The sequence below is a fragment of the Labrys sedimenti genome (assembly GCF_034424805.1).
In the GTDB taxonomy this organism is placed as follows: Bacteria; Pseudomonadota; Alphaproteobacteria; order Rhizobiales; family Labraceae; genus Labrys; species Labrys sedimenti.
In genome coordinates this window covers 243,101-254,189 of sequence record NZ_JAXOUF010000008.1, presented here as the reverse complement: position 1 = coordinate 254,189, position 11,089 = coordinate 243,101, and the positions used below count along the sequence as shown (strand labels likewise).

General features: G+C 61.0%; 14 protein-coding genes and 1 pseudogene. 2 read left to right on the top strand and 13 right to left on the bottom strand.

From position 1 onward, the window contains the following. Positions 1-145 precede the first annotated feature (145 nt). The 5 genes from U1R88_RS22690 to U1R88_RS22670 all read right to left on the bottom strand — a co-directional run bounded on the left by U1R88_RS22690 (position 146) and on the right by U1R88_RS22670 (position 3,302). On the bottom strand, positions 146-373 hold the full coding sequence (locus tag U1R88_RS22690; RefSeq protein WP_322433287.1) for a hypothetical protein: 228 nt from the start codon (positions 371-373) through the stop codon (positions 146-148). Between the two features lie 211 nt (positions 374-584). After that, the gene (locus U1R88_RS22685; protein ID WP_322433286.1) at positions 585-710 is read right to left on the bottom strand and encodes a hypothetical protein; all 126 of its coding nucleotides are present in this window, start codon (positions 708-710) and stop codon (positions 585-587) included. 32 nt (positions 711-742) lie between these two features. Continuing rightward, the gene (locus U1R88_RS22680) at positions 743-1,882 is read right to left on the bottom strand and encodes an epoxide hydrolase family protein (RefSeq protein ID WP_322433285.1); all 1,140 of its coding nucleotides are present in this window, start codon (positions 1,880-1,882) and stop codon (positions 743-745) included. Between the two features lie 217 nt (positions 1,883-2,099). Then, on the bottom strand, positions 2,100-2,882 hold the full coding sequence (locus tag U1R88_RS22675; protein ID WP_322433284.1) for an NAD(P)H-dependent oxidoreductase: 783 nt from the start codon (positions 2,880-2,882) through the stop codon (positions 2,100-2,102). Positions 2,883-3,002: 120 nt separating this feature from the next. Then, positions 3,003-3,302 carry a putative quinol monooxygenase gene (locus U1R88_RS22670; protein WP_322433283.1) on the bottom strand — a complete coding sequence of 100 codons (300 nt, stop codon included), beginning with the start codon at positions 3,300-3,302 and terminating at the stop codon, positions 3,003-3,005. 121 nt (positions 3,303-3,423) lie between these two features. Here U1R88_RS22670 and U1R88_RS22665 point away from each other — a divergent pair, with 121 nt between their 5' ends. Next, positions 3,424-4,326, top strand: coding sequence for a LysR family transcriptional regulator (locus U1R88_RS22665; protein WP_322433282.1), 903 nt, complete (start codon positions 3,424-3,426; stop codon positions 4,324-4,326). A 226-nt stretch (positions 4,327-4,552) separates the two neighbouring features. Here U1R88_RS22665 and U1R88_RS22660 read toward each other — a convergent pair. The 3 genes and pseudogenes from U1R88_RS22660 to U1R88_RS22650 form a co-directional block, all read right to left on the bottom strand. Beyond that, positions 4,553-4,630 (bottom strand): annotated as a pseudogene (locus U1R88_RS22660) (integrase); the annotation flags it as partial. Between the two features lie 89 nt (positions 4,631-4,719). Next, positions 4,720-4,929 (bottom strand): cold-shock protein, encoded by a 210-nt coding sequence (locus tag U1R88_RS22655; protein ID WP_322433281.1) that lies wholly within the window; start codon positions 4,927-4,929, stop codon positions 4,720-4,722. Between the two features lie 1,180 nt (positions 4,930-6,109). Next, on the bottom strand, positions 6,110-6,319 hold the full coding sequence (locus tag U1R88_RS22650; protein WP_082979781.1) for a cold-shock protein: 210 nt from the start codon (positions 6,317-6,319) through the stop codon (positions 6,110-6,112). 300 nt (positions 6,320-6,619) lie between these two features. On the opposite strand from U1R88_RS22650, the gene U1R88_RS22645 reads away from it, so the two are divergent. Next, a complete protein-coding gene (locus tag U1R88_RS22645) occupies positions 6,620-7,081 on the top strand; it encodes a cupin domain-containing protein (protein WP_322433280.1) in 462 nt (153 codons plus the stop codon). A gap of 102 nt (positions 7,082-7,183) precedes the next feature. Here the strand turns inward: U1R88_RS22645 and aac(3) are convergent, their stop codons facing one another. The 5 genes from aac(3) to U1R88_RS22620 are packed head-to-tail and all read right to left on the bottom strand — an operon-like array spanning position 7,184 to position 10,891. Beyond that, positions 7,184-8,008, bottom strand: coding sequence for an aminoglycoside 3-N-acetyltransferase (gene aac(3), locus U1R88_RS22640; RefSeq protein ID WP_322433279.1), 825 nt, complete (start codon positions 8,006-8,008; stop codon positions 7,184-7,186). Positions 8,009-8,034: 26 nt separating this feature from the next. Next, complete coding sequence (locus tag U1R88_RS22635) at positions 8,035-8,526, bottom strand: GFA family protein (RefSeq protein WP_322433278.1); 492 nt, start codon at positions 8,524-8,526, stop codon at positions 8,035-8,037. A gap of 31 nt (positions 8,527-8,557) precedes the next feature. Next, positions 8,558-9,121, bottom strand: coding sequence for a GNAT family N-acetyltransferase (locus U1R88_RS22630; RefSeq protein WP_322433277.1), 564 nt, complete (start codon positions 9,119-9,121; stop codon positions 8,558-8,560). A gap of 52 nt (positions 9,122-9,173) precedes the next feature. Continuing rightward, positions 9,174-9,941 (bottom strand): ABC transporter permease, encoded by a 768-nt coding sequence (locus U1R88_RS22625; protein WP_322433276.1) that lies wholly within the window; start codon positions 9,939-9,941, stop codon positions 9,174-9,176. Then, entirely contained in the window at positions 9,941-10,891 is a 951-nt protein-coding gene (locus U1R88_RS22620) for an ABC transporter ATP-binding protein (protein ID WP_068289382.1), read from the bottom strand. The genes U1R88_RS22625 and U1R88_RS22620 overlap by 1 nt, the downstream gene beginning before the upstream one ends. Between the last annotated feature and the right edge of the window lie 198 nt (positions 10,892-11,089).

The following is an 11,089-nucleotide window of genomic DNA, read 5'->3' as shown; positions in this document are numbered from 1 at the left end:
AAACAAATCACCCATAACGGCCTCCACCGGAAACCGTGAATCACATCTCAAACCAAATTAATAGGTCCTGAGCCTAGCGCGTAGAAGGCCCATTGCCAGGCGACCGTCGCGTTCTCCGCCAGCGCGATCTCGCCTGGGTCGGCGTTCACGAGCCGGGCGACGCTGCGGTACACTCCTCGATACGCTCGATCTCCCGCGTTTTCGCCTCATAGCCGCCGATTTCGGCCTCCAGGTTGAGATGATCGACCACGGTGGACAGCACGCCCGTCGTCATCAGCGCTGCACCGGCATTGTTGAGATGGACGCGGTGCCTAGTTCCCGGCGTCATCGCGCGCAGGTGTTCCAGCTCGTCGGCTGAGAAGGTTGCCGTCATGATGTGGTACTAGCTGGACGAGCCTGAGTAGTCAGGCCCGAAGTTACGCATCATGCCGGATCTCACCGGTAAGAAGTGCGAGGCCGTGCAATTCTCGTTTCCCCTACCGAAATGAGCCGGCGAGCTGCGCAACCTTATCGGGCTCCGGTGAGAGGATGGTCGAAAACGTACGCTGAAGCCCGCCGTCGCGGCACATAGATGGCGTTACGGGTTAGGTGATGCGGGTCTTGCTGTCGATTTGGAGCAGGCCAGGCCGGTCGATCGCCCTTCGCAGTTGGCCCGCGCCGATGCGGCCGTGACGACGCAGGGCATTGAAGCCCTGCGCTGCCAGCGCCACGCACCGCGCTTCGGAAACGGAGGTCTCCACCTTCAGGAGCGCGCTCCCGACACCGTCGCGATAAAGGCGCGCAGGTCGGCCAGCATCAATTCCGGCTCTTCCAGCGCGGCGAAATGCCCGCCCCGCGGCATGTCGGTCCAATGCACGATGTTGTAGGTCTTCTCCGCGAACGAGCGCGGCGGCGGCAAGAACACCGGATCCGGGAAGGCCGCAACGCCGGTCGGCACCTGGATGCGGGTGCCGGCTGGAAGCATCCGCGACTTCTCAAGCCGGCTGCCGTAGTAGATCCAGGTTGCAGTCACGAACGATGCCGGCGCGATATAGAGCATGAGGTTGGTGAGGAGTTCCTCCTCGGAAAACTTGCTCCAGATGTCGGGGTCGCCATCGGCGGTAGTCGGAAGATCGGCCCACTTGCCGAACTTTTCGAGTATCCAGCCCGCCGCTCCGACCGGGCTGTCGGCCATCGCGATGCCGAGCGTCTGCGGACGAGTTTCCTGCTCGTGAAAGTAGGCGCTCTCCCGATCGGCAATGGCGGCCCGCTTGGCGGCGAAGGACTTCTCCCCGTCGGTCGTCGGAGCGGCATCCGCCGCACGCACGGTCATCATGTTAATATGGATGCCGAGCAGAGCGTCCGGTCGATCATGCGCTGCCCAGGCCGCGATGCTGTGGCCCCAATCGCCCCCTTGAACGAAATACCGCGCGTCGCCGAACAGTTGTACCATCAGCCCATGCACGAGCGCAGCAGCCCGCCGCGGGCCGATCGGGCGCGTGATCGGGTTGGAGAACGCGAAGCCAGGAAGCGAGGGGACGACAACATCGTGCCCGTCCGCTGCGAGCGGCTCCAACAGCCGCTCGAACTCGAGATACGAGCCCGGCCAGCCGTGGAGAAGCAGGACGGGCGGCTTGGAGCAGTCGCCTTTCATATGAACGAAGTGGAGGTGCTCGCCTTCCACGTCGGCCGTGAAGTTGGGCAGCGCGTTGAGGCGCCGTTCGACCGCACGCCAGTCGTAGCTGTCCCGCCAATACGCGGCGAGCCGCTTGAGGTCATCAACCCCGACGCCCGCCGACCAGCCCCCCGCATCCGGCAGCTGGCTCCAGTCATAAGCCTCGACCTTCGCTCTGATCGTGGCGAGCCGTTCGTCAGGGATGTAGATCGTGTAGGGTGAAATCATGATGTTCTCCGCTTAAACGGCTGACGACGTTGGCCGCCGAAGGGCAATACCGACTGAACTGAAGGCTGCGCACGACGTTTCCTCGAACCCCCTTATTGCGTTACCGTAAGATCGCGCGCGACATCCGGTACGAGCCCGATCATGACGAACTCCGTCGTGCCGATCGCGGAGGCCGCCACGGCAAGCGCGAACAATGCAGGCGACATCGGTGTGCTCGTTATGCGTCGATCAGATCAGCAAAGTGCGCGGCGAGGCCGGTTTGGCCTGGCGCGACGTGATCGACCATGGTGTGGCGATCGGGGAAGTCGCCGCCGTTTTGCGAACGGAAGGGAATCGGCTTGTCGGTGAATAGCCCGGCGAGACGCACACGCCATGCTGCCTTGATCGCGTCTACTTCCTCCGCCGTGGAAACGTGACCTGCGCCATAGACCGCGTGTGTCGGCAGCACGTCCATGCCGGGGTAGAACAGCGCGCCATGGGTCAGCGGGAACAGCAGTTGCTCGATCGGCCCGTTGATACCCCGCGGGCCATAATCGGCCACTGGGCCGCCTGCCTGCACGTTGACCAGCGCTCGCTTGCCCTTGAGGATGCCGTCGCCAAAGCGGAACTCGTTGGAGCCGTTCTGATAGCCGTAGGCAAAACCGAAGGCATAGACCCGCTCTATCCAGCCCTTCAGGATCGCGGGCACGCCGAACCACCACAGCGGGAATTGCAGGACCACAGCATCGGCCGCGAGCAGCTTCTGCTGCTCGACGATCACGTCGGACGTCTGATGCCCGCTTCCGTAAGCATGGCCCGATTCCATGATGAATGACAGCCGTTCGGAGTTGTTACGGACTGGAAAGTCATCGGCATCGTACACCGCCTTCCACTTCATGCCGTAAAGGTCTGAATGGATCACGGTGTGCCCCGCCGCCGACAACGTCTCAGCGGTCACCTCGACCAACTGCCGTGTCAGCGAAGTGGGTTCAGGGTGCGCGTAAACAATAAGAACCTTCATGATGGCTTATTCCTGATTGTTGGGATCTGTCGATATTCGACGACGATCTTGCCGAAACGCCCGCCAGTCTCTCGTGGCCGGAAGGCATCGGCGAGCGGGAAGGATCGATTTCCAGTAAGGTTACTCCAGAGGTCTTATTACACTGATCTGAAGCTGCTGGCTTAGCATTGGCAGAATCTTATTCATGTAAGGCTGTAGACGTTTCACATGAAGATGGAGAGCACTTTGGCTTTCCCACTCCTCGACGAAATAGAAGCTGCCGGTATGCTCAACATCTTCGAACATCTCGTAAGAGATGCAGCCGCTTTCACGCCGCGCCGGCTCGATTAAAGCTTGAAGGCCCGCCCGTACATCGGGTTCGTGGCGGGCCTTCGCCCTTACCTGTCCCAATACGGTGATGGCTTGATTATCGCTGCTCATTATGCCGGCTCGTTTGTCGGGAGGGGGGCGATGGATCCCCCTGGATCCTCCATTCCGATCTCATGTAGAGCGGCATGACGCGGTATTGAAATCGAACCTTTTACCTGTTGTTATCCAGCAAATGGATACCAGAAACCTCGATCTCGGCCTGCTCGTCACGCTCGAAGCCCTGCTGGCGGAAGGAAACGTTACGCGTGCCGCCCGGCGCTTGAACCTGAGCCAACCCGCCTTGTCGGCCCGGCTGGCGCGGCTTCGCGATGAACTCGGCGATCCCCTCCTCATTCCGGCGCAACGTGGGATGGTCCTGACCCAGCGCGCCGTCGAGCTTCGGCAACCGTTGCATGAAGCGCTGGAGGGTGTCCGCAGGGTTGTGGCAGATGGAATGCCGTCCGACCCGGCGACCATGGAGGCTACCCTGGTCATCGCCGCGAGCGACTATGTGCAGTATGCGCTGCTCAGCCGCTTCTCCGTCGCGCTCAGGACCGAGGCCCCCAGGGTCCGCATCGCCTGGCGTGCCCTGGACGTGCTGGCGGTCGCCACGCAGTTGGAGCGCGGCGAGGTCGACCTTGCCTTGGCATCGCCAGACCATGCACCTGCGGCCATGCGCCAGCGCCAGCTCTTTCGTGAGGATTACGTGGTGATCGCCCGGCAGGGACACCCGGCCGTGCAGGGCCGTCTCAGCCTGGACGTATTCTGCGCTTTGGAGCACATCGTCGTGTCGCCCCAGGGCGGCGGGTTCTCGGGGCCTGCCGATGCGGCACTAGAGGCCATCGGCCACCGCCGCATCGTAGCCCTATCCACGTCGGGCTTTCTGATCGTGCCGGAGGTAGTGTCGCGGTCCGACATGATCGCTTTGATCCCACGGCGGATCGCCGATGGCTGGTCGAATCAGGTGCAGGTGGTGGAACCGCCACTCACCATCCCTGGCTTTACTATCGCGAGTGTCTGGCACGACCGGACGACCAACCATCCGGCACAACGCTGGCTGCGTGAACGGCTGATGACATTGGCCGCCGAAGGATAATACCGACTGAACTGAAGGCTGCGCACGACGCCTCCCGAAACGCCATCGTTTTTACGGCGATGAGCGGCGTAGCGAGCCGGCAGCTATCCGCTGCGGGGCACCTGATAGCCGCCCGTCAGGAAAGTCCCCAACCTAGCCATCGGCTTCCTGTCCGCAGTCCACCCAACGATTGACGGGACATCAAAGCCGAAGCGGCCATCCCGCAGCCTAGGATGACCGCCCAGGGTCAGATCTCGGTTCGCTCAGCGATTATGAGCGCGTCCTCCACATCGACGCCGAGATATCGGACGGTGTTCTCGATCTTACAAAAGGGCCGGGTGTGAACCCGGCCTCTTCAGAGCATCTCAACGGACATGCCAGTATATCCACGGTCAAAGACTACAGGCGCTGGTCCTAAACGGTTTGCAGGTTGTCTGCAGAGGCTTTGCCGCTACGGTCGTCCGTGACGACGTCAAAACTGACTTTCTGGCCTTCACGAAGGTCCGACATGCCTGCTCGCTCGACGGCGCTGATATGGACGAAAATGTCCCGACTGCCATCTTCAGGAGCGATGAAGCCATATCCCTTCTGGGAGTTGAACCATTTGACTGTACCTGTGCTCAAGACGATTTCCTTTCAATCGACATAGATAACCCTGCTGTGTTTGTGCAGCGGGCGTTACATTTCTACCGAAATTGTCGGAGGGAATCGTCAAAGGCAATTTAAAATTGCCTGGTAATTCATCAGCAAGATCGATAATTTTCCACATATACTAAAAATATTCAAAAAAAGATAGGCGTAAATTTAATTTTTATTAAAAGGCTGCACGAAGGAATTATCTTCCTTTTTTGACGTGATTGTTTGACTGCAGCAAATTGGGCGCCCTCGGCTCGGCAACTTCGAATCCAGCGAGCCCTGCCTACGCGAGCCGACACGTCTCGACTATTTAGCTGCACCGCGGAAGGCAGCGAAAACCAGCTATCTCGCACTATCACTGCCAAGATTCCGCGCATGTCGCGATGAAGCTCCAAGCACTTTTAGCATTGAAACTGGAAGGCCGATACAGGGGATAACCGTCGTACAAGGGGAGCTCCGGCCAGAGGCTCAGTGGTTCGCATCCCCCCTGGCCGGCTCCCACCGGGAGAGAGCGAATCCCTGCGACCAGTTCAAGTACACCTATCAGATATGCTGCGGCGTGTCCGATAAATCGAGGGATTCACAAAATACATTGAAATGCACCCCAGCAGGTCCATTTGGCGCGGCTGCCCCAATGGATCAGTGAGACGGTAATACGCTGAGTCGATTGACGATCTTCATGGCGCTCAATTCGGACTCGCGGACCCTCCGCTCAAAAGGCTCCCCTATGCTCTTGATCCTGTAAACGGGCTCCGGTCCATCAGCTGGCAACAGCCGGATAATTTCATAAGCCTTGTCTTGCTGGCGGATGGGCGCAAGCTTCAAGATAACAAAATCGCCAATTCCGAAAATGTGTATACCCATCTCCTGTCCTTTGTTTCGATCGTGTTCTGGAATGGGCTCAGCACTGACGCCCCATCGTCCCACGAATCGGATTTCGACGTTCGACGAAGCAGGCCAGGAAGGCGGATTGCCTTGAGATTTGGGAGAGAAAGGCTTGCGGACGAGCTAAAGCCCGCCGCATCATATTCGCCTCTACTTGGATACTTTCATGCGGTCGACATTCCGCATCGCCAATGACAACGAGCAAGAACTCTCACACGGGATGCCTGGCTTGATGAGAATTGTCGAAAGCAATGTTATCAAGCTCCCGCAGCAGCAGCCGGGTTCAGCCCACCCTGAGGTCGCCGGCCGAAGATTTTCCCGTCTTGCGGTCACGAACCAATTCGAAGCTAACTTTTTGACCTTCAGTCAATTCGCGCAAGCCCGCACGCTCCACAGCGCTGACATGTACGAAAACGTCGGGTGTTCCATCGTCCGGCTGGATAAAACCATATCCCTTGGTGGAATTGAACCACTTCACAGTACCTGTGCTCATATCGTGCCCCTTTGAACTTCCTTCGCACCTTCCAGGTGGAAGACCATGCCAACTCACACCGGCGAAAGGCTAGCTGATTCAAGGGCTTATTGGCCGCTGAAGATCGAGCTCACCGGCCAAAATCGACTTCATCAGTGTGCGCCGCACGTTGGAGTCCGTCAAGCTGCAAGTGGCAATCGGCTTCTCACTGCACCTGAACCTGCAGCCTTCATGCTCCCTTTGATCAAGAGCCTGGAAAAGGCAAGATGGTCGCTCCGCCGCCGTCGTCGCCCCGACCGCTGTGACAACCAGGAGCCTGCCATGCCCAAGGTCGACCTTGCCATCGTTCCCAAGCACAAGGGTTCGGGTTACCCACCGCCCTTCGATGTTTCCTGTGCGGAACGGGTGCGGCAGCGCCTGGGCGATGCCGGCGGTCTCCAGGATTTCGGGGTCAATCTCATGCAGTTGCCACCGGGCAACTGGTCGAGCCAACGCCATTGGCACACGGCCGAGGACGAATTCGTCTATGTCCTGCAAGGCGAGCTGACGCTCGTCGAGGATTCCGGCGAGACCATCCTGCGTGCCGGCGATTGCGCCGCCTTTCCCAAGGACACCGGCAACGGCCATCACATGATCAACAGATCCGGCGCCATGGCGGTCTATCTCGAAGTCGGCTCGCGCTCGTCCGCCGACGTGATCCACTGCTCCGACATCGACATGATGAGCCCCAGCTCTGACGGCCGCTTCCTGCACAAGGACGGCACGCCCTATGCCGAGGCCTGACGCCGCCTTGCCATTTTCGAACCGACCGGCGTGCCGGCACCATGGCGCGGCAGATAATGATATGGTTCAGATCCCGGACCGCAATGTGGCCGCCCGAGGCCCTCAGCCGTGATGCGAACCAGCCCAGGCCTCGAGCCAACCGATGGCAAAATCGAGCATGGGCTTTGCATCCACCAGCAGGGACGGCGCCTGGCCAATGAGCCCTTGCCGGCCGCCGCCTTGCGCAACGAAGGCCGTCACGATCCGCTCGATGTAATTTGCAGGCATGCCGTCGAGAACGGGCTCGGACGTGTCGAATTCCTCGATGAAACGCCAAACTACGCCATGGACGCCGGCGAAAGGTACCTCATAGCGCAAGGTACGCTTGCCGGGCAGGCGTGCCAGATGGTCGGCGTGGTGGATCAAGGTCATAGTGTCCCAGGGCGCACCAGCCATCAGCACCCGGCCGCCGGCCGCGACAAGCTTGGCCAGAGGCGAGCCCTTGCCATAGCCGTAGTCCTGCGGGTGATCGGCCGTCAGCCAGACTGCGCGGCCGCCGATCGCTGCCATCGAGGCGCCGGGATTGCCGCTGCGATGAGCGCCGGGCATGGTCCGCACGAATTCGGCGATCACCCCATTGGCGCGGACGGCGCGCGAGGCCTGCGGGTCGAAGCCCGGCACATGATCGCGCCATGCCGGCAGGACGCGCCCTTCCCGATCGAGGAGATCGGTGTGGGCGCTGTCCCAATCGGTATAGACCATCATCGTTCCCTGTGGGCCGACGACATCGAGCAGGGCATGGGACAGCGCATCCGGACCGTTGAGCAGCGGCCCGACCCTGCTCATGGCGGCATGCAGCATGACCGTATCGCCCGCCCGGATACCGAGCCGGCGCAGATCATCGCGCAACGAGGCCCGGCTGCGATAGACCGGCAATGCTTCCGACATGACAACACTCCACGGAGCCGGCCGCGTCAGTCACGCGAGGCGGCGCCCTGCCCCGCGCTCTGCGACGACAAATATTCGGCATATTCCGCCATCAGCGGCTGATAGAGCTCGGGTGCCGGATAATGCTCGAAACTATGCCGGGCCGAAGTCGAGGCCCAGGCCGGCTTCTCCGAAGTGCAGGTTTCGATGAAGGGTTCCGTCCATACCGCTTCGGCCAGCATGGTCGGGCGGACATTGACGAAGAAATCCATGCCCTCGGGCCTGGTGAACAGCCAGCTCTTGCAATGATCGCAGTAGAAATGCCGCGTCGGCCCATGCAGGGCGCCGATCACGGGCTCGCCGCGGGTGACCCGGAAGCCTTCCGAAGGAACTGCCGCGCTGAGGGAATAGGCGCTGCCGGTCATCTTCTGGCAGCCGCGGCAATGGCAGGCCATGGTGATCAAGGGCGCAGCGGCAACCTCGAACTCGACCTGCCCGCAGCGACAGCTTCCTGTCATCGGCGTTGATTGATTCGGCATGCGTGCACCTACCCGGTCATGGCTGCGATCGTCACGCCCCTGCTACTGCGCCGGCATGGGAATGTCGAGCCGGGGAATCGGTCTCGCCCAGCCAGCCCTCGAACAGCGTGACGATGGAATCATGATAGCTGACGTCCGGGCCGGCCTCGAGGCCGAGCTTGCGGGCGATCCGGATCGAGGCCGTGTTCTCCGGCGCGATGATTGCCGTGACCTTCCGGCCCGGATGCATGCCGCGCGCCCAGTCGAAGGCGGCCTGGCTGGCCTCGAAGGCGATGCCCCGGCCGTGGGCATGGGAGGCGAACACCCAGCCCGCCTCCAGCGACCCCACCAGGCTCGGCTCGATGTCGCGCATCGCATCCTGGAAGCCGGTCATGCCGAGATAGCGTCCGCTCGCCTTCTCGATCACCGAGAAATAGCCGAAGCCGAAGAAGTGCCAGGTGCCATGGGCCTGGAGAAAGCGCTGCCACATCTCCTCGCGGCTGCGCTGCCTGCCCGAGATGTGCCTGTAGACCTCCGGCTCCGCCCACATGGCGGCATGGGGCTCGAAATCGTCGAGAATGGGCTTGCGCAAGAGAAGGCGCGGCGTCTCGATCATCTTGGAAACTCGCTCCGATATGAAATTTCGCGTGTTTTCCTGCAGGACCCGCTCAAACCTTGATCCGCCATCCCGTGCGGAAGATCACGCCGATCACAACGAGGCACAGCAGCATGAAGACCAGCGTCATGCCCAGGCTCTGCCCGAAATCGACATCGGAAGCGGAAGCACCGTAGAAGGCCCAGCGAAAGCCGCTCACCAGATAGAGAACCGGGTTGATGTAGCTGACGCCCTGCCAGAAGTCGGGCAACATCTTGATCGAATAGAAGCTGCCGCCCAGGAAGGTCAGCGGCGTAATGATCAGGGTCGGCACGATCTGCAGTTTTTCCCAGCCATCCGCCCAGATGCCGATGAGAAAGCCGAACAGGCTGAAGGTCACCGAGGTGAGCACCAGGAAGGCCAGCATCCAGAACGGGTGCTCGATGGAATAATGCGAAAAGGGCCAGGCGGTGATCAGAATGATGAAGCCGAGCAATATGGATTTGGAGGCGGCCGCGCCGACATAGCCGATGACGATCTCCACCACCGAGACCGGGGCCGACAGCACTTCGTAGATGGTGCCGATGAACTTCGGCATGTAGATGCCGAAGGAGGCGTTGGAAATGCTCTCGGTCAGGATCGCCAGCATGACCAGGCCGGGCACGATGAAGGCGCCGTAGTTCACACCGCCGACCGTCGGCATATGGTTGCCGATGGCCGAGCCGAACACGATGAAATAGAGCGAGGTCGAGATCACCGGCGAGGCGATCGACTGCAGGAGCGTGCGGAAGGTGCGCGACATCTCGAAGACGTAGATGGCGCGAATGGCGTGAATGTTCATCAATGCGCCCCTACCAGGCTGACGAAGATGTCCTCGAGCGAGGACTGGCTGGTCTGCAGGTCCTTGAAGCCGATGCCGGCTTCGCCGACATCGTGAAGCAGGCGCGAGAGCACTTCCGGATCGTCCTTGGCGTCGAAGGTGTAGACGAGTTGGTTGCCGTTGTCGGCGATATCGAGCCGGTAGGCGGCAAGCGCGGCCGGCACCGCTTCGAGAGGCTGCTGCAGGCTGAGGGTGAGCTGCTTCTTGCCGAGCTTGCGCATCAGCTCGGTCTTGTCCTCCACCAGGATGATCTCGCCCTTGTTGATCACGCCGATGCGGTCGGCCATCTCCTCGGCTTCCTCGATATAGTGGGTGGTGAGGATGATGGTCACGCCGTTCTCGCGCAGCCCGCGCACCATCTCCCACATGTCGCGGCGCAGCTCGACGTCGACGCCCGCCGTCGGCTCGTCGAGGAAAAGGATGGTCGGTTCGTGCGACAGGGCCTTGGCGATCATCACGCGGCGCTTCATGCCCCCCGACAGGGCCATGATCTTGCTGTCCCGCTTCTCCCACAGCGAGAGGTCGCGCAGGATCTTTTCGAGGAAGGCCGGGTTGGACGGCTTGCCGAACAGGCCGCGCGAGAAATTCACCGTCGCCCACACGGTCTCGAAGGCATCGGTCGACAATTCCTGCGGCACCAGGCCGATCTTGGTGCGGGCGGCCCTGTAGTCCCTGACGATGTCGGAGCCGTCGGCACGGATGGTGCCACTGGAAGGATTGACGATGCCGCAGATGATCGAGATCAGCGTGGTCTTGCCGGCCCCGTTCGGGCCGAGCAGGGCGAAGATCTCGCCGCGGCGCAGGTTGAGATCGATCTGTTTCAGGGCCTGGAAGCCCGTCTTGTAGGTCTTGCTGACGCCGGACACCGCGACGATGACGTCCTCGGCGGACGGTGAATTGTTGGCTTTCATGCGTGCCTCCCTGCGGGGAAATGGCGTCTTTCCAAACCAAGTGCAACCATGTTTCTTGAAAGATGCGGAAGCGCTTTGCGATCTGGCTGTATCGCCAAGAAGCGCAAAGGCGCGTCGCAACAAGGAGCTAGAGCAAAGAGCCGTTCATGCCTGAAGGCGCTTTGCTCTAGTGACCGGGAGGGGTCTTAGGGGGGAATG